At 62.3% G+C, this 26,518-nt stretch carries 28 protein-coding genes; 10 read left to right on the forward strand and 18 right to left on the reverse strand.

What is annotated here, in order from left to right; translation table 11 throughout:
- Nucleotides 1-74 precede the first annotated feature (74 nt).
- Nucleotides 75-1,400 (forward strand): MATE family efflux transporter, encoded by a 1,326-nt coding sequence (locus FHS89_RS10505; RefSeq protein WP_184011396.1) that lies wholly within the window; start codon nucleotides 75-77, stop codon nucleotides 1,398-1,400.
- Here the strand turns inward: FHS89_RS10505 and FHS89_RS10510 are convergent.
- On the reverse strand, nucleotides 1,397-2,272 hold the full coding sequence (locus FHS89_RS10510) for a DMT family transporter (protein WP_184011398.1): 876 nt from the start codon (nucleotides 2,270-2,272) through the stop codon (nucleotides 1,397-1,399). The genes FHS89_RS10505 and FHS89_RS10510 overlap by 4 nt on opposite strands.
- Nucleotides 2,269-3,150 (reverse strand): DMT family transporter, encoded by an 882-nt coding sequence (locus FHS89_RS10515; RefSeq protein ID WP_184011400.1) that lies wholly within the window; start codon nucleotides 3,148-3,150, stop codon nucleotides 2,269-2,271. The genes FHS89_RS10510 and FHS89_RS10515 overlap by 4 nt, the downstream gene beginning before the upstream one ends.
- 312 nt (nucleotides 3,151-3,462) lie before the next feature.
- Between FHS89_RS10515 and FHS89_RS10520 the strand changes: the two genes are divergently transcribed.
- Together FHS89_RS10520 and serA are read left to right on the forward strand one after the other, a co-directional pair.
- Nucleotides 3,463-4,629 carry a phosphoserine transaminase gene (locus FHS89_RS10520; protein ID WP_184011402.1) on the forward strand — a complete coding sequence of 389 codons (1,167 nt, stop codon included), beginning with the start codon at nucleotides 3,463-3,465 and terminating at the stop codon, nucleotides 4,627-4,629.
- A gap of 77 nt (nucleotides 4,630-4,706) precedes the next feature.
- Nucleotides 4,707-6,299: a phosphoglycerate dehydrogenase gene (gene serA / locus FHS89_RS10525; protein ID WP_184011404.1), complete on the forward strand. Its 1,593-nt coding sequence runs from the start codon at nucleotides 4,707-4,709 to the stop codon at nucleotides 6,297-6,299.
- Between the two features lie 42 nt (nucleotides 6,300-6,341).
- Here the strand turns inward: serA and FHS89_RS10530 are convergent, their stop codons facing one another.
- Nucleotides 6,342-6,512, reverse strand: a complete 171-nt coding sequence (locus tag FHS89_RS10530) for a hypothetical protein (protein ID WP_184011406.1) — start codon at nucleotides 6,510-6,512, stop codon at nucleotides 6,342-6,344.
- 128 nt (nucleotides 6,513-6,640) lie between these two features.
- Between FHS89_RS10530 and FHS89_RS10535 the strand changes: the two genes are divergently transcribed.
- Nucleotides 6,641-7,321, forward strand: a complete 681-nt coding sequence (locus tag FHS89_RS10535; protein WP_184011408.1) for a DUF2461 domain-containing protein — start codon at nucleotides 6,641-6,643, stop codon at nucleotides 7,319-7,321.
- A gap of 38 nt (nucleotides 7,322-7,359) precedes the next feature.
- Here the strand turns inward: FHS89_RS10535 and FHS89_RS10540 are convergent, their stop codons facing one another.
- Both FHS89_RS10540 and FHS89_RS10545 read right to left on the reverse strand, forming a co-directional pair.
- Nucleotides 7,360-7,797 (reverse strand): FKBP-type peptidyl-prolyl cis-trans isomerase, encoded by a 438-nt coding sequence (locus FHS89_RS10540; protein WP_184011410.1) that lies wholly within the window; start codon nucleotides 7,795-7,797, stop codon nucleotides 7,360-7,362.
- A 60-nt stretch (nucleotides 7,798-7,857) separates the two neighbouring features.
- Complete coding sequence (locus tag FHS89_RS10545; protein ID WP_184011412.1) at nucleotides 7,858-9,309, reverse strand: DNA recombination protein RmuC; 1,452 nt, start codon at nucleotides 9,307-9,309, stop codon at nucleotides 7,858-7,860.
- A gap of 239 nt (nucleotides 9,310-9,548) precedes the next feature.
- Between FHS89_RS10545 and FHS89_RS10550 the strand changes: the two genes are divergently transcribed.
- Nucleotides 9,549-10,841, forward strand: coding sequence for an adenylosuccinate synthase (locus FHS89_RS10550; protein WP_184011414.1), 1,293 nt, complete (start codon nucleotides 9,549-9,551; stop codon nucleotides 10,839-10,841).
- A gap of 46 nt (nucleotides 10,842-10,887) precedes the next feature.
- Nucleotides 10,888-11,808, forward strand: a complete 921-nt coding sequence (locus FHS89_RS10555) for a DMT family transporter (RefSeq protein ID WP_184011416.1) — start codon at nucleotides 10,888-10,890, stop codon at nucleotides 11,806-11,808.
- Nucleotides 11,809-11,858: 50 nt separating this feature from the next.
- On the opposite strand, the gene recR is transcribed toward FHS89_RS10555, so the two are convergent.
- The 3 genes from recR to FHS89_RS10570 form a co-directional block, all read right to left on the reverse strand.
- Entirely contained in the window at nucleotides 11,859-12,461 is a 603-nt protein-coding gene (recR, locus tag FHS89_RS10560) for a recombination mediator RecR (RefSeq protein ID WP_184011418.1), read from the reverse strand.
- Nucleotides 12,458-13,582 carry a beta-ketoacyl-ACP synthase III gene (locus FHS89_RS10565; protein ID WP_184011420.1) on the reverse strand — a complete coding sequence of 375 codons (1,125 nt, stop codon included), beginning with the start codon at nucleotides 13,580-13,582 and terminating at the stop codon, nucleotides 12,458-12,460. The genes recR and FHS89_RS10565 overlap by 4 nt, the downstream gene beginning before the upstream one ends.
- 89 nt (nucleotides 13,583-13,671) lie before the next feature.
- Nucleotides 13,672-14,697, reverse strand: coding sequence for an AraC family transcriptional regulator (locus tag FHS89_RS10570; RefSeq protein WP_184011421.1), 1,026 nt, complete (start codon nucleotides 14,695-14,697; stop codon nucleotides 13,672-13,674).
- A gap of 201 nt (nucleotides 14,698-14,898) precedes the next feature.
- On the opposite strand from FHS89_RS10570, the gene FHS89_RS10575 reads away from it, so the two are divergent.
- On the forward strand, nucleotides 14,899-15,069 hold the full coding sequence (locus tag FHS89_RS10575) for a hypothetical protein (protein ID WP_184011423.1): 171 nt from the start codon (nucleotides 14,899-14,901) through the stop codon (nucleotides 15,067-15,069).
- A 46-nt stretch (nucleotides 15,070-15,115) separates the two neighbouring features.
- Here the strand turns inward: FHS89_RS10575 and FHS89_RS10580 are convergent, their stop codons facing one another.
- Entirely contained in the window at nucleotides 15,116-15,439 is a 324-nt protein-coding gene (locus tag FHS89_RS10580) for a 2Fe-2S iron-sulfur cluster-binding protein (RefSeq protein WP_184011806.1), read from the reverse strand.
- Between the two features lie 246 nt (nucleotides 15,440-15,685).
- Here FHS89_RS10580 and FHS89_RS10585 point away from each other — a divergent pair, with 246 nt between their 5' ends.
- Entirely contained in the window at nucleotides 15,686-16,552 is an 867-nt protein-coding gene (locus FHS89_RS10585; protein WP_184011425.1) for a calcium-binding protein, read from the forward strand.
- A 169-nt stretch (nucleotides 16,553-16,721) separates the two neighbouring features.
- Here the strand turns inward: FHS89_RS10585 and FHS89_RS10590 are convergent, their stop codons facing one another.
- The 8 genes from FHS89_RS10590 to FHS89_RS10625 all read right to left on the reverse strand — a co-directional run bounded on the left by FHS89_RS10590 (nucleotide 16,722) and on the right by FHS89_RS10625 (nucleotide 23,832).
- On the reverse strand, nucleotides 16,722-18,173 hold the full coding sequence (locus FHS89_RS10590) for a DegQ family serine endoprotease (protein ID WP_184011427.1): 1,452 nt from the start codon (nucleotides 18,171-18,173) through the stop codon (nucleotides 16,722-16,724).
- Nucleotides 18,174-18,339: 166 nt separating this feature from the next.
- On the reverse strand, nucleotides 18,340-18,537 hold the full coding sequence (locus FHS89_RS10595) for a DUF2065 family protein (RefSeq protein WP_221229388.1): 198 nt from the start codon (nucleotides 18,535-18,537) through the stop codon (nucleotides 18,340-18,342).
- Entirely contained in the window at nucleotides 18,538-19,425 is an 888-nt protein-coding gene (gene hflC, locus FHS89_RS10600) for a protease modulator HflC (RefSeq protein WP_184011429.1), read from the reverse strand. It lies immediately after the preceding gene.
- Nucleotides 19,425-20,606 (reverse strand): FtsH protease activity modulator HflK, encoded by a 1,182-nt coding sequence (gene hflK, locus FHS89_RS10605; protein ID WP_184011431.1) that lies wholly within the window; start codon nucleotides 20,604-20,606, stop codon nucleotides 19,425-19,427. The genes hflC and hflK overlap by 1 nt, the downstream gene beginning before the upstream one ends.
- A gap of 71 nt (nucleotides 20,607-20,677) precedes the next feature.
- Nucleotides 20,678-22,042, reverse strand: a complete 1,365-nt coding sequence (gene gor / locus FHS89_RS10610; protein ID WP_184011433.1) for a glutathione-disulfide reductase — start codon at nucleotides 22,040-22,042, stop codon at nucleotides 20,678-20,680.
- Nucleotides 22,043-22,065: 23 nt separating this feature from the next.
- Nucleotides 22,066-22,551 (reverse strand): DUF2059 domain-containing protein, encoded by a 486-nt coding sequence (locus FHS89_RS10615; RefSeq protein ID WP_184011435.1) that lies wholly within the window; start codon nucleotides 22,549-22,551, stop codon nucleotides 22,066-22,068.
- 3 nt (nucleotides 22,552-22,554) lie between these two features.
- Nucleotides 22,555-23,346 (reverse strand): ribose-5-phosphate isomerase RpiA, encoded by a 792-nt coding sequence (gene rpiA, locus FHS89_RS10620; RefSeq protein WP_184011437.1) that lies wholly within the window; start codon nucleotides 23,344-23,346, stop codon nucleotides 22,555-22,557.
- 78 nt (nucleotides 23,347-23,424) lie between these two features.
- The gene (locus FHS89_RS10625) at nucleotides 23,425-23,832 is read right to left on the reverse strand and encodes a MerR family transcriptional regulator (RefSeq protein WP_184011439.1); all 408 of its coding nucleotides are present in this window, start codon (nucleotides 23,830-23,832) and stop codon (nucleotides 23,425-23,427) included.
- A gap of 105 nt (nucleotides 23,833-23,937) precedes the next feature.
- On the opposite strand from FHS89_RS10625, the gene FHS89_RS10630 reads away from it, so the two are divergent.
- Complete coding sequence (locus tag FHS89_RS10630) at nucleotides 23,938-24,717, forward strand: hypothetical protein (protein WP_184011441.1); 780 nt, start codon at nucleotides 23,938-23,940, stop codon at nucleotides 24,715-24,717.
- 77 nt (nucleotides 24,718-24,794) lie between these two features.
- Nucleotides 24,795-26,186, forward strand: a complete 1,392-nt coding sequence (locus FHS89_RS10635; RefSeq protein ID WP_184011443.1) for an L-serine ammonia-lyase — start codon at nucleotides 24,795-24,797, stop codon at nucleotides 26,184-26,186.
- Here the strand turns inward: FHS89_RS10635 and FHS89_RS10640 are convergent, their stop codons facing one another.
- Entirely contained in the window at nucleotides 26,187-26,516 is a 330-nt protein-coding gene (locus FHS89_RS10640; RefSeq protein WP_184011445.1) for a hypothetical protein, read from the reverse strand.
- Nucleotides 26,517-26,518 lie beyond the last annotated feature (2 nt).

A 26,518-nucleotide genomic window follows, 5' to 3' on the forward strand; every position in this document is an offset into this window, starting at 1 on the left:
GGTATTTGTGGAAAAAAGAAACCATGGGTGTTTCGCGCTGGACAGGGCAGGGGCGCGCGTGAAAAGGCTCTGGCATGTCTGACGCCACTGCCATAACGCCGAAAGCGATCACCCATCGTAGGGTTTTGGCGATTGCGATCCCCATCGTGTTGTCGAATGCGACAATCCCCCTGATGGGGGCTGTCGATACCTTTGCCGTTGGCCAGCTTGGCCGGGCCGAGCCCATTGGGGCGGTGGCCATCGGGGCCGTGATCCTGTCCGCGATTTACTGGATTTTCGGCTTTTTGCGGATGGGAACGACCGGGCTTGTGGCACAAGCGGAAGGGCGCGGGGATGCGCAGGAAGTCTCCGCCCTGTTGTCACGCGCGCTGTTGATCGCGTTTGCGGCGGGGGCAGCGTTTATCCTGTTGCAAGGCCCAGTGATGCGCGCGGCCTTTGCCATCTCCCCCGCAAGTGCGGAGGTGGAAAGCCTTGCGCGGGACTATATCGCCCTGCGTATCTGGGGCGCGCCCGCCGCGATTGCGGGCTATGCGATCACCGGATGGCTGATCGCACGCGAGCAGACGCGCGCGGTTCTTGTGCTGCAACTTGTGATGAATGGCGGGAATATCGTGCTGTCGCTGTGGTTCGTCCTGGGCCTTGGCTGGGGGGTAACGGGGGTGGCGGCGGCGACATTGATCGCGGAATGGGTTGGGCTGATGTTGGGCCTATACCTCTGTTGCGGGGCGTTCACGTCGGGTGCGTGGCGGAACCGGGCGCGGGTGTTTGACCGCGCGCGCGTGGCGCGGATGATGGGGGTGAACGGGGACATCATGATCCGCTCCGTCCTGTTGCAGGTCTGCTTTTTGTCAGTGACGTTTCAGGGGGCCGCGCTGGGGGATGTGACGCTCGCTGCCAACCAGATCCTTTTGCAGTTTTTCACGATCTCCGCCTATCTGCTGGATGGGTTTGCATTCGCGACGGAGGCGCTGGTGGGGCAGGCGCTGGGGGCGCGCAACCGGGCGGCGCTGCGGCGGGCCGCGATTTTGGGCAGTCTTTGGGGCGGCGTGGTGGTGATCTCCCTTGCGCTGTCCTATGCGCTGGCAGGCACTCTGATCGTGGAGCGGATGACCACTGCCATAGAGGTTCAGGAGGCCGCGAAATCCTATCTCATCTGGTGTGTGATGGCGCCCATTCTGGGGCTGCCTGCCTTCATGCTAGACGGGATATTCATCGGGGCGACGCGGACGCGGGACATGCGCAACATGATGATCATCTCGGCCGCAGGCTATGGGCTGATCCTGATGGCGTTTGTGCCGCTGTTCGGCAATCACGGGCTGTGGGCGGCGCTGATGCTGTTCTTCATCCTGCGCGCGGTCACTTTGGCGGCGCGGTATCCGGCATTGGAGCGCGCGGTCTAATCCCGTTTCGGGCGGTTGCGCGCAATAAAGAGGCCCGACAGGATCAGAGCGGAGCCCGCGAGCATCCGAAGGGTGATCGGTTCCGACAGGAAGGTCACGCCCAGAAGGGCCGCCCAGATCGGGATCAGATAGCTGACCATCGACATGAACACCGGGCCGGAGCGTTTCACCGTGTAGTAGCGCAGGATTTGCGCGGCCCCGGTTTGCACCAATCCCAGCGCAAGGATCGCCATCAACGGCCCGTGCGGCGCGTCCGGCAGGGCGGTCACGAAGCCGCTTGCGCCAAAGGGTGCGAGCATCAGCGTGGCGACGATCAGCCCGGCGGCGGTGGCGCTAAAGGGGTGCAACGGCGGCATCACCTTCGTCGTGACAGAGGAGCCCGCATAGCACAGGGCCGCTGCGATCACGGCGAGTTGCGGCAAGGGCGGCGCGCCGTCAAGGATCGCCTCAATCCCGCTGAGCACCGCGATCCCGATCACACCCACCACAAAGCCAATCCATTGGCGCGGGCGGATCGCTTCCTTCAGGATCAGGCGCGCAAGCAGGAGGATGAACAGGGGGGCTGCACCGATCAGAACCCCGGTGATGGAGCTTGCCAGAGTTTGCTGCGCCCAAGAGATCAGCATGAACGGAAGCGCCAGCGACAAAAGCCCGACGGCCGTGCACCAGCCCCAATGCTCCAGCGTGCGCGGCAGGCCTTTTCCGGTCAAAAGGGCCACGCTCGTGATCACGATGGCCGCAAGGAAGATGCGGGAGAAGGCAACGACCTCCGGCCCCGCGCCACCCAGCGCCACATCCGTCAGCGCAAAGGCAGAGCCCCACATGATCGACAGGGACAAAACTCCCGCCCAACTGATCCAATCGGTTTTCATTTTACGAGCCCTCTGCGGCTGATCAATTGGCCCGACAGGATCAGCACCAAGGCGATGGCGAAGCGGCCCGGCACGTCCTCCCCCAGGATCACGATCCCCAGTGCCATGGCCCAGACCGGCACTTGGTAATGCACGAGGGTGAAAAAGCTGGGCCCCGCGCGCTGGATCACAAACACCAAAAGGAGCGTGGCAAGCCCGGTGGGGATCAGACCCAGATAGAGCACGCCAAGGGAGGCGACCATCGGCCACGCCGTCGGCAGCCCCTCAAAGGCCAAGGTGATCGGGATCATCACGGCAGAGGCAATGGCCAGACCCGCAGCGGAGAACGCAAGCGTCGGCGCCGGGGGCGACAGCCGGGTGATGATCGAGGCCACGGCATAGCAGCACGCGGCCGCCACACAGGCCAGCATCGACAGGATCGGCGCATCGACCAGCCCGGGACCGGGACCGATCAGCACAACGACGCCGATAAATCCTGCGGTCACGCCAAGCGCCTTGAGCCAGTTGAGCCGCTCTCCCGGCACCAGAATATGCGCCAGCGGCAGGATCAGGAGCGGCACCACGGCCATCGCGATGCCCGCAAACGCGCTGGTCACATTCTGCTGACCGAAGGAGATCAGGGTAAAGGGCAGGGCATTCGCCATGATCCCCATTCCGGCTGCCGCCAGCCAGACGCGGCGATCCTTGGGCATATGCTGTCCCGCAACACGGGCAATCAGGATCAGCGCAACCGCGCCGAGCACGATGCGGCCTGCCGCCACGGTCAACGGTCCGAATCCGTCAATGGCCAGTTCCACCGCCATGAAACTCGACCCCCAGATGAAACCGAGGGCCGCAATCGTGGCAAAATCGCGCCAGTCGGGCTGGTGTCGTGTCATATGCGCAGGTCCGGTGGGGTGGAGAATGCGGGAGCGCTCGCCGCGCGGGCGAGGTATTTGTGGAAAAAAGAATTTGGGGCAGTGTTTCCAAACCCGCCCGGTTGCGCAACCGATGAATTGTGAGGCGATCTATCATCACCGGTGATGCGTGTTTCCGATCGGAAACAGGTCCGCGGCATTTTGGGGGGCATAAGCGACATTTTTGGCGTTGACGGTTTCGGGGCGCAGTCATAGAGAGGCTGCGGGCAGGTCACCCGGTTAAGGGCGAACGGGGGCAGGCTCAGGAATTTCGCCCTGACGACGGAGCCGTCCATGAGCTTCCCTACAAAGCCGCAGGTTGTGCCTGCGCGTGCTGAATTTTCTTCTGGTCCATGCCCCAAACGCCCCGGTTACGATCTGGCTGAGATTGCCAAGATCGCTTTCCTCGGGCGGTCGCATCGTGCGGCAGGGCCAAAGGCGCAGATCAAAAATGTCATCGACATGATCGCCTCCACACTCGCTGTGCCCGAAGGCTACCGCGTGGGGATCGTGCCCGCCTCTGACACGGGCGCCTACGAGATGGCCATGTGGTCCATGCTGGGCGCGCGGCCGGTCGATATGCTGGTCTGGGAAAGCTTCGGGAAAGGCTGGGCCACAGATGCCGTCAAGCAGCTCAAGCTGGATGACTGCCGGGTGATTGAGGCCGATTACGGATTGTTGCCCGATCTGAGCACCGTGCGGATGGATGCCGATATCTGCTTTACCTGGAACGGGACGACCTCTGGCGTGCGGGTGCCGGACGGAGATTGGATCGCGGATGATCGCGCGGGCCTGACCTTCTGCGATGCAACCAGCGCGGTTTATGCGCAGGACATGCCGTGGGAAAAGCTCGACGTGACCACGTTCAGCTTTCAAAAGGTGATGGGCGGGGAGGGCGCGCATGGCGTTCTGATCCTGTCGCCGCGCGCGGTGGAGCGGCTGGAAAGCTACACCCCCGACCGCCCGCTGCCCAAAATCTTCCGGCTGACGAAAGGTGGCAAGCTGATCGACGGCATCTTTACCGGGGCCACGATCAACACGCCCTCGATGCTCGCGATTGCGGATGCGCAGGACGCACTGACATGGATCGCGGGCCAAGGCGGGGCGGCTGGCACGCAAAAGCGGGCTGGCGCGAATTTCGCCGCCTTGCAGGCATGGGTGGACCGCACGGATTGGGTGGAAAACCTCGCCATTGATCCTGCCACCCGCTCCAACACCTCCGTGTGTCTGAAAGTCGCTGATCCTGAGATCGCTGCGATGGATGATGCCGCACAGCAGGCTTTCACCAAGAAGATGGTCAAGATGCTGGATGCCGAAGGGGCCGCCTATGACATTGGCGGATACCGGGACGCGCCTGCGGGCCTGCGCATCTGGTGCGGCGCAACTGTGAACACTGCCGATATCGAGGCGCTGACGCCATGGCTTGATTGGGCGTTCCACACCGCCAAAGCCGATAGCTGACACATCATGAAGGGTCCGGCCCGGTGCCGGACCAGCGATCAAGGGCGCGCCGCGCCTCGCTCCAAAGGACAAGACACATGCCTAAAGTACTCATTTCCGACAAACTTTCCGAAGCCGCCGTTCAGATTTTCCGCGACCGTGGGGTCGAGGTGGATTTCCAGCCGACACTGGGCAAGGATCCAGCCAAACTGGCGGAGATCATCGGCAACTACGATGGCCTCGCCATTCGGTCCGCGACCAAAGCGACCGCTGAAATCCTCAGCAAAGCGACCAATCTGAAAGTGATTGGCCGCGCTGGGATCGGTGTCGATAACGTGGACATTCCTGCAGCGTCCCAAAAAGGGATCGTGGTGATGAACACGCCCTTCGGCAACTCGATCACCACCGCAGAACATGCTATCGCGATGATGTTTGCGGTGGCGCGGGAAATTCCGGCGGCTGACGCATCGACCCGCGCGGGCAAATGGGAGAAGTCGAAATTCATGGGGGTCGAGATCACCGGCAAAACGCTTGGTGTGATTGGCTGCGGGAATATCGGCTCCATCGTTGCGAACCGGGCGCTGGGGCTCAAGATGAAGGTCGTTGCCTACGATCCGTTCCTGTCCGCCGAGCGCGCGCAACAGATCGGCGTGACCAAGGTTGAAACGGTTGAGGAATTGCTGCCGCTGGCCGATTTCGTGACGCTGCACCTTCCCAAGACGGAAAAGACCGCGAACCTGCTGAACGCAGAGCGGGTCAAACTGTTCAAGAAGGGCGCGCGCCTGATCAACTGCGCGCGCGGTGGTCTGGTCGATGAGGCCGCTGTGGCCGAGGCGCTCCATTCCGGAGCGCTCGCCGGGGCCGCGTTTGACGTGTTCGCTGTGGAGCCTGCGACCGAAAACCCACTTTTCGACGCGCCGAACGTGGTTTGCACTCCGCATCTGGGGGCCTCCACCGGGGAGGCGCAGGAGAATGTGGCCCTTCAGGTCGCTGAGCAGATGTCGGACTATCTGATGGATGGTGCGGTGTCGAACGCGCTTAATGCGCCTTCCGTCACGGCGGAGGAAGCACCGCTTCTGAAACCATGGGTCGAGGTGGCCGATATGCTTGGCGGTTTCGCGGGCCAAGTGACCGAAAGCCCGGTGACAGAGATCGAGATCGAATTTGTCGGCGAGGTTGGCAAGCTGAACCTCAAGCCGCTCATCGCGTCCCTGACCGCGGCCATGCTGCGCCCCATCGTGGGCGAAGGGGCCGTCAACATGGTGTCCGCGCCCTTCGTGGCGCGCGAGCGGGGCATGAAGATCACCGAGACAAAGAAAGACCCGCAGGGCGCTTATGGCTCCTACATGCGTCTGATCGTGACCACCGAAAACCAGACCCGCTCCGTCGCGGGCACCGTATTTTCGGATGGCAAGCCGCGCTTTATCCAGATCAAGGGGATCGGGCTGGAAGCAGAGCCGCAGCAATTCATGCTCTACACCACCAACTCGGACACGCCGGGCTATATCGGTGCGCTGGGTATGAAGCTGGGCGATCTGGGCGTGAACATCGCGACCTTCGCGCTGGGCCGTGCGGCCAAGGGCGAAGAAGCGATTGCGCTTTTGGGTGTGGATGCGGAACTCTCCAAAGAGACGATCGCGGAGATCGCGGCGCTGCCGCAGGTCCGTCAGGCAAAAGCGTTGAAATTCTAAGAGCGAAAACGGCCCGCGCTGGTGTCAGCGCGGGCCATTCGATCAGGCGGCGTTCTTCTCATGCGCGTCGCCATCCTTGGCCAATGCGCTTGGTTTTGTGTCCTTGGACCCGAGGCGCTTTTCCGCCTCATATTTTCCAAACATCGACCAAATCAAAAGTGCGAGCATCGTAAAGAGTGCGAGCACGGGGATCAGGAATGTCACGTCGGTCATTGGTTTCTCCTTTTTCACGTCGATTGGGGGGATAACGCGGCGCCGCCCGCGCTGTTCCGCGCCTGTGCGCTCTTGCCGCAAGGCGGATATGGGTTAGGCTCAGGCAGGTCCACCACAGGAGTGCTGTTATGTTGGAAGCCCCGTTCCTCGAATTTCGGCCTGCGGGTTTTGCCTGGTTTGACGGGTTGGAGCGCGACAACTCAAAGGCATGGTTTGACGCCCATCGCGACATCTTCGAGGCGGAGGTCAAAGGGCCGCTAACCCGGCTTTTGGATGAGATCGGCGCGGAGTTGGGCGGCGCGGTCAAGATATTCCGTCAGAACCGGGACGTTCGCTTCTCCAAGGATAAATCACCCTATAAGACAAACACTTACGGTGTTGTGTCGGGCGTCGGCGGTGGCTCTGACGGACTTTATGTGTCCATTTCCTCACGCGGTGTGACGGCGGGGACGGGCTATTATGATATGGCCAAGGACCAGTTGGAACGGTTCCGCATTGCGTTGGTTGAGCCAGACAGCGGTGCTGCGTTCGCGGCGCGTCATTCCGCGGCGATTGCGACCGGGCTGGAGGATCGCGCCAATGCTCTGAAAACCGCGCCACGCGGATTTCCCAAAGATCACCCCCGCATCCAGTATCTGCGGATGAAACAGGTGCTGCTGATGCAAACGCTCGACCGGTCGGAGGCGCAGGGGCGCGTGCCGCTGGAGCATGCGCTGTCAGTCTGGCACCGGGCGCAACCGGTGATGGCGTGGATGGGGGAGCATGTGGGCGAAAGCACTGTGCCGCCTGAGGCGCGCTTTCGCCGCTAGACCCCCCGCCCCATGATCGGGGCTGGGGGGTGCGCGTTTTACGCGGCTGGTTTGATCGACACCATTTCCACGGCGAAGGTCAGATCCTTCCCGGCGAGCGGATGGTTCGCGTCGAGAGTCACTTCGCTTTCCGTCACGGCGGTGACGATGAGCGGGACGGTCTGCCCTTCCGGCGTGGTGGCCTGAAGCTGAAGCCCTTCGGCCACGGGAATTTCTGCTGGCAGATCGCTGCGCGGCACGGTTTGCACCTGTCGCGGATCATGATCGCCATAGGCTTCGGCGGCGGGAACGGTCACAGTGTGCTTGTCCCCGACCGACAGGCCGGTCAGCGCGCCATCGAGCCCGGAAATGATCTGCCCGGTTCCGAGCGTGCATTCCAGCGGATCACGCCCTTCGGAGCTGTCAAAAACGGTCCCGTCTGTGAGGGTGCCAGTGTAGTGAAAGGCGACCGTGTCGCCCGACTTTGATGCGGTCATATCTCATCCCTTCTTTTTGCGCGCCCTGCCTGACAGGCTTGGGCCGGGATGTAAACCGGGTCAGTCGGGATCGTGATCGCGCAATTCGGGGGCTGCGATTTCGCGCACGTCCACGTCGAGCGGGCTGACATCTGGGATGCTGTCGCCGCGATGGGCAATCGCCATGCCCTCGAATTTGCGGGCCTGCGGCAGGATGCGGCTTTCGGCGGTGGCGATGGTGCTGTTGTAGTCGCGCACCGTGTTGGACAGAGATTTCCCCAATTTTTCAAGCCGTTCACCCAAGATGCCAAAGCGTTTGTAAAGCTCCTGCGCCAGCAGAACGGCCTCTTGCGCGCTGGCGCTCATCCGCTCCTGTTGCCAGCCATAGGCGACGGATTTCAGAAGCGCAATCAGCGTCGTTGGCGTCGCAATAATCACCTTGTTGCGGATCGCGTCCTCAAACAAGGTCGGGTCGTTTGACAGGGCTTGCGAATAAAACGCCTCACCGGGGATGAACATCACCACGAAATCGGGGGAGCCTGCGATCACGTCGAAATAGCTCTTTTTCGCAAGGCCCTGCATCTGAGTGCGCAACTGGCGGGCATGGCCGTCCATCTGCGCGGCGCGTTCCGGCCCGTCCTCCATCCCGGCAGCGGTGAGATAGGCATCAAGCGGTGTTTTCGCGTCGATCACGATGCGCTTGCCGCCGGGCAGGTTGACGGTGGCGTCAGGGCGCAAGCGGCCCTCTTCGGTGGTCACGGATTGCTCCATATGGAAATCCACATGGTCGATCATGCCGGCCATTTCCACCACTTGCCGAAGCTGGAATTCACCCCAGTTTCCGCGCGTTTTGGGCGCGCGCAGGGCGGTGACGAGGCGGTTCGTTTCCTGTTGGAGCCTGATCTGCCCCTCCGCCAACGTTGTAACCTGCTGTCTGATGGCGTGGTAGGCACCCTCACGCGCTTTCTCGATTTCGCCCACGCGGTTTTCAAACTTGCCGAGGCTGTCATGGATCGGTTTGAGCATCGTCTCGATCCGCTCTTGCCGGGCTTTAAGGTCATGATCTGCGGTCTGCTTATGCTGCGTAAAGCGTTCCGACACGGCCTTAAGGAAGCGGTCATTGTTGGCATCAAGCGCGCGGGTCGCAAGCTCGCCGAATTTGCGCTCAATCTCCGCTTGGGCGGTGGTCAGACCTTCGAGTTTGGCGGCATGTGTTTCCCGCTCCGTCGTGAGTTGCGCGCGGGTGGCGGCGAGCGCCTCATTCGCGTCAATGAGATCGGCGGACAGGTCCGCGTTGCGCGCCTCAAGCGTTTCGGCCTGTGCCGCGCGTTCCTCCAACCGGGCGAGGGCCACGTCCTGCTCCGCACGCACGGCGCGCAGGGCCGCAAGCTCGGTCGCGGCAACAGCCACCTCCCGGCGCAAACCCCGCACCACAAGGAGCATCAAAAGAACGCAGCCAAACACCAGACCCCCCGCAAACAGCGCCCAAGGGGTGACAAGCAGCGTTTGCCAAAGCTGTGCGGGATCGGTCATCAAAGGCTCCGTTCTGAATGAGAGGGGACCATAACAGGAACATCGCTTTGCTGTAAGCGTCATTTATGGATGGATGATGCGGGAGCGCTCGCCGCGCGGGCGAGGTATTTGTGGAAAAAAGAAGCCGGGTCGGGGCAAAGGGGTGGCACGGCTCCTTTCGCCGCAGTTTCCCTGCTTCAATCCTGCGCCGACCCCTGTTAGGAAGGCGCGAAAAGCGAACGCATCAAGGAGACGCGCAAATGGCCAATGTTGTTGTGGTCGGCAGCCAATGGGGCGATGAGGGCAAGGGCAAGATTGTCGATTGGCTGAGTGAGCGTGCGGATGTAATCGCCCGCTTTCAGGGCGGCCATAACGCGGGCCACACGCTCGTTATTGATGGGAAGGTCTATAAGCTGTCGCTGCTGCCGTCGGGCATCGTGCGCAAGGGCAAGCTGTCGGTCATCGGCAATGGTGTCGTGCTGGATCCTTGGGCGCTGATCTCGGAGATTGCGAAGCTGCGCGACCAGGGTGTCGAGATTTCGAGCGAGAGCCTGATGGTGGCGGAGAACGTGCCGCTCATTCTGCCCTTGCATCAAGACCTTGATAAAATCCGCGAGGAAGCCGCCGGTAAGGCCAAGATCGGCACCACCGGGCGCGGCATCGGCCCGGCCTATGAGGATAAGGTGGGGCGGCGCGCGATCCGGCTTGCCGATTTGGCGGATGAGGCGACGCTTGACGCGCGGATCGACCGGTTGCTGGCGCATCACGATGCGCTGCGCAAGGGGCTGGGGGCAGAGCCAGTGGACCGGGCGGAGCTCAAGGCCCGGTTGATGGAGGTCGCTCCGCAAGTGCTGCCCTTCGCGGCACCCGTATGGCGGGTGATGGCGGAAAAGCGCAAGACCGGGAAACGTATCCTGTTTGAAGGGGCGCAGGGTGCGCTTTTGGATATTGATTTCGGGACATATCCCTATGTGACCTCCTCCAACACGCTTGCAGGTATGGCTGCAACCGGCACCGGGATGGGACCGGGGGCGGTCGATTTCGTGCTGGGTATCGTCAAGGCCTACACCACCCGCGTCGGCGAAGGGCCGTTCCCGGCGGAACTGTTTGACGAAGTGGGCGTGCATCTGGCGACGGTGGGCCATGAGAAGGGCACCGTAACGGGCCGTGATCGCCGCTGTGGTTGGTTTGATGCGGTGCTGGTGCGCCAGACCTGCACGACCAGCGGTGTGCATGGGATCGCGTTGACCAAGCTTGACGTGCTTGATGGCTTGAAAGAGCTGAAAATCTGCACTGGCTATACGCTTGATGGGGAGGTGATTGATTACCTGCCCACGGCGGCGGATTTGCAGGCGCGGGTCGAGCCGATCTATGAGACCATGCCGGGATGGGAGGGCACCACGGGTGGCGCGCGGTCCTGGGCTGATCTGCCCGCAGAGGCGATCAAATATGTGCGCCGGATCGAGGAATTGATCGGCTGTCCGGTGGCCTTGCTCAGCACGTCGCCGGAGCGGGATGACACGATCCTTGTGACCGATCCCTTCGCGGATTGACCTTTTTGCCGGGCAGGCGCAGTGTCCCGCGCAAAAGGACACTGTCATGCCTGTCGCACCGCCGGATGCTCCGGTCACACCGAAGCCCTTGCCCCAGCAGGATAACTTGCGGGGCATTGGCTGGATGCTCTTCTCCGTTCTGACCGCATCTGCGATGACGGTGAGCGTGCGCGCGTTGTCGGCGGATTTTTCGGCGGCGATGGTGTTGCTGCTGCGGGCTGGGGTGTCGGCGCTTTTGATCCTTGCCATCGTCATCCCGTTTACCCGGCTGCGCCGCCAGTTGCGGTTCAGCCAACCAAAGGCGCATTTGCTGCGCGGTTTCTTCATCGCGGGTTCCACCCTGATGGGTTTCTACACCATTGCCGAAATGCCATTGGCGACGGCAACGATCCTGTTTTTCACAGCACCCATCTTTGCCGTGATCCTCGCGGCCCTCGTGCATGGGGAGCGGGTGGGGCCACGGCGGTGGTCAGCGGTGATTGCGGGATTTTTGGGGGCGCTGGTGATCCTGCGCCCGGGATATGTGCCGTTTGAACTGGCGATGGTGACGGCGCTTGGCTCCTCCTTGATGTTCGCGGGTGCGTTGACCATGAGCCGGGGGATCGCGCAGCAGGATGGGCCGCTGCCCGCGTTCATTTCCTCGGTGTTTATCACAGTGATTTTTGCGATCCCGTTTGCGGCACCGTCCTTCGCGCTGCCGGTGGGCGTTGCAAGCTGGTCCATCGTGGCGGTGTTGGTGGTGACGGGGGCCGCGCGCAATATTGCCGATATTCAGGCCTACCGTTTTGCCGATGCAAGCGTCGTGGGGCCGATTGCTTATCTGCGGATCGTGTTTATCGGGATCGCGGGATATGTGCTATTTGGAGAGGGGATCGACGGGCCGACGCTGATCGGGGCGGTGATCATCATCGGCTCGACCCTCTATATCGCGCGGCGCGAGGCGATGAAGCGGCGCAAGAGCGGATAGCGCGGGAGCGCTCGCCGCGCGGGCGAGGTATTTGGGGAAAAAAGAAACCTTTAGAGGGATTTGCGGGCGCGTAGTGCGGCGGAGATCGTGCCGTCGTCGAGATAGTCCAACTCCCCCCCGACGGGCACACCCTGCGCCAGTGTCGTCACGGTGATGCCCAGCGGCTCCAACCGGTCGGCAAGGTAATGGGCGGTCGTCTGGCCATCGACAGTGGCGCCAAGGGCAAGGATCGCCTCCTTGATCTGGCCTTGGGCGACGCGGGTTTCGAGCTTCGGGAGTTTCAACTCGTCCGGGCCGATCCCGTCGAGCGCGGAGAGCACACCGCCCAGCACATGATAGCGGCCTGAGAAGACCTGCGCGCGTTCCATCGCCCAGAGGTCAGAGACGTCCTCTACGATGCAGAGGATCGTCTGGTCCCGCTTGGGGCTGGTGCAGATGTCGCACAGATCGCTGGTGCCGATATTGCCGCATTCCACGCATTCGCGCGCCGTTGCAGCGACCTCCGTCATGGCCTGCGCCAATGGGTCTAGGAGGAGGCGGCGTTTCTTGATCATCGTCAGCACCGCGCGGCGGGCGGAGCGGGGGCCAAGGCCCGGCAGCTTGGCCATCAGGGCGATGAGCTGCTCGATCTCTTTCCCGGCGCCGTCGCTCATGCCACGCGGCGCAGGATCACGGAGCCAGCGGAATAGCCCGCCCCGAAGGAGCAGATCAGGCCCAGATCCCCATCCACAAGATCGGCGGAATTCTGGGAGAACGCGATGATTGACCCGGCGGAGGATGTGTTCGCGTAGTCCTGCAGGATGTTGGGCTGTTCATGCGGCTCCGGCGTGCGGCCCAGCACTTTTTTGCCGATCAGATCATTCATCGTCTTGTTCGCCTGATGTAGCCACAGGCGCTTGAGATTGTCTGCCTCGAACCCCTCATCCGCGAGATGGCTGGTGATCAACTCATTGACGATCGGCACGACCTGTTTGAACACGCGGCGGCCTTCCTGCATGAAGAGCATGTCGCGGCGATCCTCCATCCCGCCATCGCGGGTGCGGCGCAGGAAGCCGTTATTGTTGCGGATGTTGTTGGAAAACTGGGTGACGCAGCGGGTGGAGATCACGTCAAAGCGGGGACCTTTCGCGTCCTCCGCGCGTTCGATCACCACGGCGGTGGCCACATCGCCAAAGATGAAATGACAGTCGCGGTCACGCCATTCCAGATGGCCAGAGCAAATCTCGGGGTTGACCATCAGCACCCGCCGCACAGAGCCGGTGCGCACCATGTCTGCCGCGACCTGAATGCCAAATGTGGCGGAGGAGCAGGCGACATTCATGTCAAACCCGAACCCGCCCGTGCCGAGGAGTTGTTGAATTTCCACCGCAATGGCGGGATACGCGCGCTCATGGTTCGAGGCCGCGCAGATCACCGCGTCAATATCGCTTGCCTCAAGCCCCGCTTCATCAAGCGCAATCTTCGCCGCCTTGATCGCGATTTCGGCCATGATGCCCGGTTCATCATCCGCGCGCGGGGGGAGTTCGGGATACATGCGCGCGGGGTCCAGAAGGCCGGATTTGTTCATCACATTGCGCCGCTCGATCCCGCTGGCATTGAAGATGAACTCGGCGCTGGAATGAGGTTTTGCCTTGACTGTGCCTGCCTCAATCTCTGCCGCGTGTTCGGCATTAAAGAGGTCGGCATGGGCGTTATAGGCGACGACCAATTCGTCATTGGTGATGGTTTCCTCGGGCGTGAAAACGCCGGTCCCTGTAATCGCGGGTTGATACATGGCCTTATCCTATCCCCTTGGTCGCGCGCGGACATGCTGACCAGAACAGGGCGCAAGGTGCAAGGGGCAGGTGCCCCCACGACGCGGGGTTATTCAGCCAAAACCCTGTCCAACGCTTCGGATCGGTAGGCGCTGGGGGAGGTGCCCAACCGCTCCCTGAACGCCCGGTTGAAGGGGGCAAGCGATGCGTAGCCAAGCGCATAGGCGTGCTGGATGATCTGTTCGCGCGCGCGGGCGGGATCGGACAGGCGGCGTTGCGCCTCTGCGATCCGGTGGTCATTCAGGAAGGCGTTGAAGTTGCGATAGCCAAGGCCCTGATTGATCAGGCGACGCAGGCGATGTTCGGGGATATCCACGCGCTCTGCCAGCAGGCTGATCGTCAGGCCCGGTTCAAAGCAGATGCCGTCCTCCACCGCCTGATTGAGGCGGCGCAACTCGATCCGGTCGGGGGCAGACAGGTCGGGGCTTGGCTCCGGCTCGCTCGTTTGGGTATCGACAAGCGCACCGTCGATCTGGGTGCTCCACATCGCGAACCAGAAGGCGACGGCGAAAATCACGGCGGTCTGCAAAACCGAGGCAAGGCCTGTCATCACCCCGCCATGGATCAAATCGGTGATGGTGATCGCGATGCCCACCACGGGCACCAGCACAGTGAGCCATTTGCGGAACAGGATGCGCGTGTCCACCAGATCGCATTTGCCGCTCTGGATGGCGATCACAATGACATGGGTAAAGAGCATCACCATCAGGAGGTGACCCAGCAGGTTTGCCAACTGCGGATCAATGGCCGCGACCCCATAATGAATGGCCCCCGTCGCGAGAATAGGGAGCGCGTGATACCACCTGATCTCAAACCGATCATCAAACAGCGCCAGCGTGAACAGCCAAAATAACGGCGCGGGCAGCTTTCCAAGAAAGCAGAAGAAACACGGCGCATGGAACCCGTCCGGGTTCAGCCCGTTGTAGGACACGATGATATAGATGCCTACGCTGATCTTAAACGCAGCCCCGAAAACCGGCACCAGATGGGTGTGATTGCCCATCAGCCAGCGCGTCGCCACAAACAGGCACAGCGCCGCCGTTCCACCACGCAACAACAGATCAAGTTCGGTCATGCTCAGTCTCCTGCGGACACCGTTATACCAACCATATCGGAACGGGCAGGGCTGAAATCACCGTGCGATTTCAAAAAAGAGTGTTCGATTTTTGCAATCGCACGGCATTTTCGGATTTGCGGAGAAGTGACGCAGGAGAATGCCGATCTCCTGAGCAGGCGAACAGGTCGTTCGTCCGCCCAAATGAGAAGGAGTTTCCCCATGGTCCGTGTTCTTGCGATGGTTGGTTTGGTACTTGGTCTGGCTGCATGTACCGATACGCGTCTGGCTGATGCCTCGGCTGCAATGGCACAGCCCGAAACGGCGCTTTCTGTCGGTCAGGCCGCCCCGGCCCCGATCCTGACGCACCCGCCGATTGCGGTGGGTCTGTAATCACGCCTGCCGGCGCGCCGCGCAATGGCCCGGCGCGCCAGACATATCAGATTTGCTTTTCGGGCATCCGCACGATCAGGCCATCGAGCGCGTCGCTGACTTTCAACTGGCAGGTCAGGCGGGATGTCTCCTCATCCGGTTGATAGGCGAAGTCGAGCATATCGACCTCCATATCTTCCTTCGCGGGCAGTTTTTCGACCCAAGCGCCATCGACATACACATGGCAGGTGGAGCAGGCACAGGCGCCGCCGCAATCGGCTTCGATGCCGGGGATGTTATTGTCCCGCGCGCCTTCCATCACGGTCAGGCCATTGGGCACGTCCACGACATGCTCGGTGCCATTATGCTCGATATAGGTGATTTTCGCCATTTCGCGGCCCTTTCGATCCATTCTCGGTTGGTGTCGTATCTAGTCCGACTGTGCCGATCATGCCAGTCTGATTTTTCCGCTTCTGCGAAAAGCCTGAGTGGTGTCAATACCTTCTCAATTTTAGTAAAATTTTAAGACCCTTTGAATTAACCAAAAGACTCATATTGCTTTGAATTTTAGAGGAATTTTTGAGAAATACTTGCCATCGACAGCGCCGGGGGGTGCTGGTTGCATGGGGGGCAAGCAATGGGTCGGGTGACACTCACCGCAGGACAATTCGGTTTCTTCGCGCGCACAGCCGAAGGGGAGCGTGCCGCGCCAACAGTTTTGCCATGGGATGAATTGGTGCGGACGGAGGACGCGGAGGCGTTCACGCTCGCCGGGGCTACGTCCAGCCTCACCGCCACGGTTCTGGAGCAGACGCCGGAGCGGCCCTTGGGCGCATTTGCCGATGCGGAGGTGGATGAGTTGATCTTTCGTGATCATGCAGACCGTGCAATCGGCCATATGGCGTTTGAAGGTGGGCTGACGGCATCGGCCCGGCGGGATGTGTTTGGCCCGGAGGATGTGAGCGGAGAGGCGCTTGACCTTGGCCCCGCGCTGCTGGCGGAACTGGGCGCGTCGGATTTCGTCTTTCGCGGGGCAAGCGGGTCAGATCACCTTGATCTGTCGGATCTCGTGATTGGTTGGACGGGGCGCGTGCGATTGGACGGGGCAGGCGGGCAGGATCACCTTACGGGCGGCATGGCCGGGGATTTCATCCGTGGCGGGCCGGGGCGCGATACGCTTCAGGGTGGTGCAGGGGATGACACGCTGCTGGGCAATCGGGGGCGCGATTGGCTCGAAGGTGGTGCGGGGGATGACGTGCTGACCGGCGGGCTGGGCCGGGACGTGTTCCATTTCGGACAAGGGGACACGGGGCAGGACCGGATCACGGATTTCCGGCCCGGTCGGGATGTGTTGTCTTACAGCGCCGATGTGGCGGACCGGGACGCGCTGCGATTTGAGGACACCGCACAAGGGCTGCGGATCACGCAGCAGGACGGTGATCAGGTGATCCTATCGGGCATTACGGAGGCAATGCTCAGGGAAACGGATTTCCAATTCGGTTGAGCCAGAAGGGCCGGGCGGATTGGAACGGGTGCCAGAATGGCACCGGTCAGACCTTGTGTTGCACATGCATTGACCCTCCAGTGCGGTGCTTTTCCCCCACAAGGGTCTGACCATGAAAGAAGGGCGCCCGATCCTCTTGGGCGCCCTTCGCATGTGGTTTGGCGGCGGTTTATTCGCCCGGTGTCAGCGCGACAAAACGCGGCGCGCCATTGCTGCGGATCAGGAACAGGAGCGAGTTGCGCCCGGCCTCTGCCGCGTCCTCGACACGGGAGGCCGCATCGCTAGGTGTCGCGACGGGGCGCTGGCCCACTTCCTGCACGATGTCACCGGGGCGGATGCCCTTTTCAAACGCTTCGCTGGTCTGATCCACGTCGAGCACCAAAAGCCCACGCATGGTCTCTGCCAGATCAAGGTCGGAGCGGATATCGTCGGTGATCGCCGTCAGGGTCATGCCAAGCACGACCGCCTCTTCTGCGGCGCCGTCCTCTTCCTCGGCAAGCTCAGCGACGGTGCTGTCTGCCTCTTCGAGACGGCCAAGGGTCACGTTGATCGTGCGGGTGCGCCCGTCGCGGAACACGACGACCCGAACCGCCTTGCCCACTTCGGTATTGGCCACCATACGCGGCAGGTCGCGCATTTCGATCACGTCCTGCCCGTCGAAGGTGAGGATCACGTCGCCTGCCTCGATCCCGGCATCAAGTGCGGGGCCGGGAGGGACGTCCGCGATCAGCGCGCCGCGCGCTTCCTCAAGGCCAAGCGCCTCTGCCACGCCGTCATCCACGGGTTGGATACGCACGCCAAGCCAGCCCCGGCGGGTTTCCCCGAATTCGCGCAACTGATCGACCACGTTGGACACGACCGCCGAGGACATCGAAAAGCCGATCCCGATCGAGCCGCCATTGGGCGACAGGATCGCGGTGTTCACGCCGATCACTTCGCCGTCCATGTTGAACAGCGGGCCGCCGGAATTGCCTCGGTTGATGGCGGCATCGGTCTGGATGAAATCATCGAAGGAGCCTTGCAACTGCCGCGACCGGGCCGACACGATCCCGGCAGAGACGGAGAAGCCCTGTCCCAGCGGGTTGCCGATCGCCAGCACCCAATCGCCCACGCGGGCCAGATCGCTGTCGCCAAACTGCACGAAGGGAAGCGGCGCTTCCGGCTCGACCTTAAGGAGCGCGATATCGGTGCGCGGATCGGTGCCGATCAGGGTTGCGGGCAATTCGCCGCCCTCGAACAATTCGATCAGGATCTCATCGGCCTGCTCGATCACATGGTTGTTGGTGACGATATAGCCATCCGCCGAAATGATGAAGCCGGAGCCAAGTGCCGACGCGCGGCGCGGGCCCTGCTGACCTGGCTGACGCTCCATGAAATCGCGGAAGAAATCCTCAAAAGGGGAGCCGGGCGGAAGCTGCGGCATATTCGGGCCACGTTCCTGCGCGGGGATCAATTGGCTGGTGGTGATGTTGACCACCGCCGGGCTGAGACGCTCCGCCAGATCGGCGAAACTGTCGGGGCGCCCTTGACCAAAGGCCTGCATCGGGATCAGGGCGATAAAGGTCAGCACCAGAAATGCGGTGGTCAGCACCGATCTCTGGTCGGGTTTGGGGGGGCTCATTACTTTAGCCTCTGCTCTCACGGTCATGTCCTCCTCAGACACTTTTTTCAGTCGGCACACGCGATGTGTGCGGTTGCCATGACTGTAAACATGTTTTCGAATCGTAGGATTGCAATATCGCCGGGCGGGTGGCCGATCACGCGCGGCACAACTCGGCGTGAGCGGCTCACAGGAGCAGGGCCAATGCGCAAAACCCCGCCGCTCCCAAGGCCGCCAAAACGAGACCGACCTGCCGAAGGGTTTCCTCCGGCAGGTCGATGATTTCCAGCATGGCTCGTTTCATTCCGCCCGGCGCCAGCGCAAACATGGCCCCTTCGATCAGGGCGACCAGCGCCAAGGCGGTGAGGATCGTGCCGATATCCACTTAGTTACGCGGCTGAACCGTGTCGTTTTGCAGATACTCGAAGAACTGGCTATCGGGTGAGATCACCAGCGTCGAGTTTTCCCCCTGCAACGACCGCTCATAGGCCGTCAGGGAGCGGTAGAAGGCGAAGAACTCGGGATCCTGTCCGAAGGCTTCGGCAAAGACACGGTTTCGTTCCGCGTCTGCCTCACCTCGAATGATCTCCGCGTCCCGCACAGCGCTTGAGACGATCTCAACTGCAGTCCGCTCTGCCTGAGACCGGATACGGGTGGCGGCCTCCCGGCCCCGTGCCCGCTCGTCCTCTGCTTCCCGCTGACGTTCGGCCTGCATCCGGCCAAAGGTTGCGGCAAGGTTCTGCTCTGGCAGCTCGGCGGATTTGATCCGCACGTCGATCACGTCAATGCCGAGGCTTTGCGCTTCGGCAAAGGCCGCGTCGCGGATCCGCGCCATCAGCGCCACCCGGTCCACGGACAGGATCGCGTCGGACGCGACCGTACCCAGCACACCGCGGGTTTCGGCGGTCACGATCCGCTCAAGTCGCTGTGCGCCACTGCGCAGGGCGGCGTCGCCGGACTGGCCGACAGCCAGACGGAACCGCTCCACATCGGAAATCCGCCAGCGCGCAAAACTTTCGACGACCAGACGACGGTCATCAAGCGGGGTGACTTCAAGCGGTGCGGTATCAAGCGATTGGATCCGCGCGTCATACCGGTTGACCTCCTGAATGAAGGGCAATTTGAACGCGAGGCCCGGCTCGGTCTTAACGGCGCGCACCTGACCAAACTGGGTCACGATCACTTCTTCCCGCTCGTCCACGATAAACAGGGACGACACGATCACGACCAGCGCCACGACGCCTGCGATTGCAATAATAGGAAGCGCTTTCATCAGTTATTCCCCCGGCGCAGTTCGTTCAGCGGAAGGTAGGGGACAATGCCCTGACCCCCGTCGCCACCCACACCATCTTCAATGATGATCTTGTCCACAGAGCCGAACACCCGCTCCATCGTCTCGATATAGAGACGGCGGCGCGTGACATCTTCGGCCTGCTGATATTCGCCAAGAACGGCGGTAAAGCGGGACGCCTCACCGACGGCTTCGTTGACGACCTGTGCGCGATACCCTTCGGCCTCTTGCAGCAATTGCGCGCTTTCACCACGCGCGTCTGCGAGGGTCCGGTTGGCAAAGGCATCCGCCTCGTTGCGCAGACGATCGCGTTCCTGTTCAGCGGCCTGAACGTCGCGGAAGCTGTCGATCACTTCCCGCGGCGGGTCAGCGCGGTCAAGGTTCACACGGACGATGTTGACACCAGACTGATAGCTGTCGAGCGTGGACTGGATCAGTTCTTCCACTTCCTGCGCGATCGCGCCGCGATCCCGGTTGAGGATCGGTGCGAGTTCGGAGCGCGCGATAACCTCACGCATCGCGGATTCGGAGGTGGCCGCGATGGTTTCCTCCGGGTCCGCAATGTTGAAGATGAAAGCCGCCGGGTTGTTGACGTTCCACACCACCTGGAAGTCGATATCCACGATGTTCTCGTCCCCTGTCAGCATCAGGCCATCGCCGGACCGACCACCAAAGCCGATATCAACCACACGTTCGGTCGTCACGGACACGGTTTCATAGGTCACGACCGGCCATGGCGCGAAGTTCAGACCCGGCTGCCCGATGGAGGAAAACTCACCAAAGGTCAGCTCAACCGATTGCTGGTCCGACTGCACGGTGTAAAGCGAGGCCCAAACCCAAACGCCCGCTGCTGCAAGGCCAAGGGCGATGAAGCCCCCACGGCCAAGGCCACCGCCGCCGGTTTTGCCGGGGCCGCCCGAGCCGCCACGACCGCCCATGAGGACGCGCAGCTGCTCTTGGCCCTTGCGGACAATCTCATCAATATCAGGCACTTGGCCGGGCCCTTGCCCGCCATTATTGCCACCACCGCCATTGGGCCGGTTGCCGCCGCCGCGATTGCCGCCGCCGCCGCCCGGGCCCCATGGATTGCGATTGTCGCCACCGCCGCGGTTGCCACCGCCGCCGCCGCCCCAAGGGCCGCCGGAATTTCCGTTACTTGACATGAAGCTGTCGTCCTCCGCTCAGTCAGGATGTCATTGATGCACGTACTGCTACGCTAAGTGTTCATGTTCCGCTAATTTTCAAGCCGCTTTATCGGATCCTTGAGGGTAACGAGCTCTTCTGCCGCAGTCGGATGCACCGCAACCGTGCGATCAAAGTCGGCTTTCGTCGCACCCATCTTTACCGCGATGCCGGCAAGCTGGATCATTTCGCCCGCCGCGTGGCCGACGATATGACAACCCAGCACCTTGTCGGTATCGCAATCCACGATCAATTTCATCAGCATACGCTCATCCCGACCGGCCAGCACATGCAGCATGGACCGGAACGCGGTGCGGTAGATGTCCAACTCATGTCCCAGATCCTCGGCCTGCTTTTGGGTCATGCCGACCGTGCCGATTTCAGGCTGGGTGAAAACGGCGGTGGGGATCAGGTCGTGATCGGGTTTTGTGGGGTTGCCCTTAAACACCGTCTCTACAAACGCCATGCCTTCGCGGATCGCAACAGGGGTCAACTGCACCCGGTCGGTCACGTCGCCAATGGCATAGATCGACGGAATGTTTGTCTGGCTATAGGCGTCCACCACAACAGCCCCGTTTTTGTCGAGCGCGACGCCGATCTCCTCCAGCCCCATGCCGTCGGTGTTTGGCACCCGCCCGGTGGCGTAGAGCACCGCGTCAAAGGTCCGCGTTTCGCCCTGATTGAGGTCCACGACCAGACCGTCCTCTTCCTTGCTGATGCTGGCCACATCCATCCCGAGACAAACGTCGATCCCTTTCTTCACCATCTCGGCAGAGACATGAGAGCGGATATCGTCGTCAAAGCCGCGCAGGATCTGCGCGCCGCGATAGGCCAGTGTCACCTCAGAGCCAAGGCCGTTCATGATGCCCGCGAATTCACATGCGATATAGCCGCCGCCCACGATCAGGATGCGCTTTGGCTGCTCCTTAAGGAGGAAAATCTCGTTTGAGGTGATCGCGTGCTCGATCCCCGGCACTTTCGGCAGGAACGGGCGCCCGCCGGTGGCGATCAGGATATGCTTGGCGCTGAACTCCGTCCCGTCGTCGAGCGTGACGGTATGGGCGTCCTTCACGGTGGCGCGGGTCCGGTAATGGGTCACTTCGTTGGTGTCGAGGATCCGCTGGTAGATGCCCTCTAGCCGGTCGATCTCTTTGTCCTTGTTGGCGTGTAGCGTGGCCCAGTCAAACTTGGTTTCTCCCACCGACCAGCCATAACCCGCTGCATCCTCGAAATGTTCGGAAAACTGGGAGGCATAGACCATCAGCTTTTTCGGCACACAGCCCCGGATCACGCACGTCCCGCCATAGCGGTATTCCTCCGCCAGCGCGACGGAAACGCCGGTTTGGGCTGCCACACGCGCGGCGCGCACCCCGCCAGAGCCACCGCCAATTACAAACAGATCATAGTCAAAGGCCATTGGCGGCTCCCTTCATTTCCGGCTTATTCGTCGTCATTGAGAATGTCGATGATACCGGCATTCATTGCGTTGTAGCGCGCATTCATCGCCTCCATCACGCGGGGCTGATAGGCGCGCAGGTATTGCGGCATCTTGAGCATGACCGACCGACCCAGATCAGAGGCATAGAAATCGCGCAGCGCGGTCAACTCGTCCAGCGTCATGATCGCGGCAAGGTCGGGGGCTGTCGTGGCCACAATTTCCTGATTGATCGCGGCCATCTCAGCACCCACCAGCAATTCGATCCGGCGGATTTGGTCCTCGGTCACGGTGGGGTCGGTGAGCCGGATCTGGCGCACCACGGGGCCAGCGGCGGCCTCGGCCATGCTTTCACCACTCATCTCTCCGAGGGTCATGTCGATATATTCTTGCGCCATGGCAAGGCGCGCGGCTTGCGTATCCTCCTGCGCGTGGGCCGCAGGGGTCAGCAGAAGAAAGGCTGCGGCGGCAAGGCCGATCCGGTCAAACATTCCTTATCCTTTCTGAGCGCGGGCGAGAAACGCGTCCTCGTCGATACCATCGTTGAACACCACCTGTTGACGCGTGCCGTCTTTGTCAATCGTGAGCGCATTGCCCTCAAGGTCAGCAAAGCAGATTTTGCCCGCAATCCCGATGAACAATCCGTGTTCGACAAGCCCCGTCACGCCATCAAGGGCAGATGCGAGTGCGGCAGGGTCGGGAATGGCGCCAAGATGGGCATCCAGCACCGCATTGCCCTCATCGGTGCGCACGGGCGCGCCATTCTTCATCCGCTGCTCGATTTTCGCGTCCCCGAGCCCTTGGCTCGCGAGCGCCCGGCGGATATGGCCGACCGTCGCTGACATGCCGAAATCCAGCACCTCAAGCGGCAGGGGAAAGCTGCCAAGCTGCGGCGATTCCTTGGTTGCGTCAGTGATCACGACCATCCGCCGGGAGGACAGGGCGACGATCTTTTCGCGCAGATGCGCCGCGCCGCCGCCCTTGATGAGGTTCAGCGCGGGATCGAATTCGTCGGTCCCGTCGATGGTCAAATCGAGCGTCCCCGTCTCCTCCAGCGTGGCGAGCGGCAGGCCGAGGCTTTGCGCCAGCGCGCCCGTGGCCTCTGACGTGGGCACGCAGGTCACGCTAATGCCGTGAATGCGGCATTTCTCCGCCACCAGCTTGACCAGCCACGCGGCGGTAGACCCGGTGCCAAGCCCCAGTTTCATCCCATCGGTTACGTCGGCAAGGGCCGCGCGGGAGGCAAGATATTTCGCCCGATCCTGCGGTGAAAGCGCGTTGGTCATTGGTAGAGCCCCATGGTCACTGTCGATTTAGCCGACCTTATAGGCAAGCAGGCCGCCGGGGGCGAGGGGGAAACGGCGCTAGTGTTCGGTCTCACCATCCGCCGGATCGGCAAGGCTGCGCAAAACACTGCCGCCCGGGTGCCCGTCATGCGCTGTGACCATCTCTGCCAGCGCCGTTTCCAGCCGTTGCAATCGCGCGATCCGGTCGCGCACATCGGCAAGCTGGCGCGCGGCCAAACTCCCGCCCGCAGTGCTACGCGCCGCAGGACGGGTGGCAAGGGTCAGAAAATCGCGGATCGCATCTAGATCAAAGCCAAGCTCGCGCGCATGTCGGATAAATCGCAACCGGTCGAGGGCCTCCTGATCGTAGCGCCGCTGCCCGCCCCATGTGCGCCCCGGCTCGGGCATCAGGCCGCTGCGTTCATAGGTGCGGATCGTCGTGATCTTGACCCCGGCGGCGCGCGCCATATCCCCGATCGTGTGCATGGGATGCCCCTGTTGCCCAATGTTGGCGTCAGAAGACCAGAGATGCGGCTCAAGGGCAAGGCGGAGCCGGTTTGTCTCGTGCCGCGAACCATGCGATCAAGCGTCATGACACGAACACCCGCCCGCCCGGTCCTGATCCTCGGCTCTGCCCCTGATGCCCTGCGCGCCCGCGATTGGCCGCGTGCTGCGTTTCACGCGATTGTGGTCCTTAACACCGCGTGGCAGGTGCGCCCGGACTGGACCCATAGCGTGATGTCGAACGACTATGCCGGGCCACGGCCCGCGCCACGCGGGCGGCAGTTTCTGATCCCGGATGCGCTGGTTGCGGGCGCTCTGGAGCGGGCCGGGGGCATCCTTGCCTGTGGTCCGACCATGGCGCTGACGGCGGGCTATTGGGCGGCGGAGGAATTCGCGGGCCATCCGCTGATCTGGGCAGGCTGCGACATGCTTTATCCCGATGACGGGCCAAGCCATTTCTACGGACGAGGGGAGGCCGATCCGCTGCGCGCGGAGCCGACATTGCGCAACCTTCCCGCGCGCGCGGCACGGCTTTGGTGGCATTGCCTGAAGGCCGGATGCTCGGTGCATCGGCTGAGCGCGGTGCCCCGCTCGAACTTGCCGATCCCCCGGATCAACCCGGAGGATATCGGCCAAAGCAGTCAGGCTTTGCCCGCCCAACAGGCCCGGATCCACCCCCGCATCGCGGAGGCCGCATTGCAGCATGAGGAACGGATGGGCCTGTCGCGCGTCGCGCGTTCTTCCACCCCCGGCCCACTTCATGTGGTGATGAGTATCACAGAACTTGATACCGCCGATGCGTTATGGCTGCGCGTGATGGGGTTGCCGCCGGACCTGCACACATTGCGGCCCAATCGGCGCGATTAGGGTCGGTTTCTGGCTTCGCCCGTGCTCGCCCCATGCTAGAGACAGGACAACAGAGTCGCGATCCAGAGGGCCCCTGCATGTATCTGAGCGTTTTCGATATTTTCAAGGTGGGCGTCGGCCCGTCCTCATCGCACACGATGGGGCCGATGGTGGCTGCCGCGCGGTTTCTGGAAGCGCTGCGCGATGGGGCGGATGTGATCCCCGGCGCGGGCGCGCCGGTGCGGGTGGCGTGCAGGCTCCATGGCTCCTTGGCCTTCACCGGCAAGGGACACGCGACGGATCAGGCCGTGGTCAATGGCCTGTTGGGCTTTACCCCCGATGCGTTTGACGCAGAGGAAGCCGCGGCTGCCAATACCGCGCTGCGCGACAGCGGGGTGTTGCGGCCCGATGGTCTGCCCGAGCTGCGTTTTGACCCGGACAGGGACGTGATTTTTGACTATGGCGATCCGCTGCCCGGCCATGCCAACGCCATGACCCTCACCAGCTATGACGCGCGCGACGCGGAGCATTTGCGCGTGGTCTATTACTCCGTCGGGGGTGGCTTTGTGCTGACCGAACATGAGTTGAACAACCCACCGACCAATGACACGGGGGCCGTGGTGCCGTACCCGTTCAAGACGGCTGCACAGATGCTTGAGATGTCCGCCGCGTCTGGCCTGACCATTGCCGAGATGAAGCGCAAGAACGAGTGCACCCGCATGGATGAGGCGGCACTGGATCAGGGGCTTGCGCGGATCTGGCAGGTGATGCGCGCCTGCATGGATCGCGGGCTGGCCACGGGTGGCACCCTCCCCGGTGGCCTGTCGCTGCGCCGCCGTGCGGAAGCGATCCGCGCGCATCTGGAGGAGGAGCGCGGGCGCAACCTCACCGCGCCGCATACGATCAATGACTGGATCAGCGTCTATGCCATCGCGGTGAACGAGGAAAACGCGGCGGGCGGGCAGGTCGTGACGGCCCCCACCAATGGTGCGGCGGGCGTTGTGCCCGCGACGATCCGTTATTGGCTCGACCATGTGCCGGGCGCGTCAGAGGCGCGAGTGGCAGAGTTTTTGTTAACGGCGGCGGCGGTCGGCGGCTTGATAAAGACGAACGCGTCCATTTCCGGCGCGGAAGTGGGCTGTCAGGGGGAGGTCGGATCAGCCGCGGCCATGGCGGCGGCGGGCCTCTGCGCGGTGCTGGGCGGCAGCACCGAACAGATCGAGAATGCGGCAGAAATCGCGCTGGAGCATCACCTCGGTATGACCTGCGATCCGATCAAGGGGTTGGTGCAGGCGCCTTGCATCGAGCGCAACGGTCTGGGCGCGATTAAGGCTGTGTCAGCGGCATCCCTATCCCTGCGCGGCGATGGCAAGCATCTGGTGTCACTCGATAATTGTATCGAAACGATGCGTCAGACCGGGCTCGATATGAACACGAAATACAAGGAAACATCGCTTGGCGGTTTGGCCGTCAACGTGCCGGAATGCTGATCAGCCGCAAAACCGGACCGTGCGCATCACACCGACCAGGCCGCGCACCTGATCGCGCGTGGTCTCTGCCTCATCCACGAGGGAGAGGATAAGCGCCTTGTCCTCATCAGAGAGGTCCGTCGTCTCCAGCGCCGCGTGGACCAGCGGGCCGAACCGCTCCAAAAGGTCCAACCCCACGCGGGTCAGCGCCAGTTCCTGACAGGACATCCCGATGATGCGCGTCGCCGTCTCCACGCCGACCAGCGGGAAGTCTGCTGCGTAATCAGGCTCTTGTGGCCCGGTGCAGGCCGTGAGCGCTATGAGAGCTGCGGCGAGGAGGCGAAAACGCATGG

This window comes from Rubricella aquisinus (assembly GCF_014199445.1).
Classification (GTDB): domain Bacteria; phylum Pseudomonadota; class Alphaproteobacteria; order Rhodobacterales; family Rhodobacteraceae; genus Rubricella; species Rubricella aquisinus.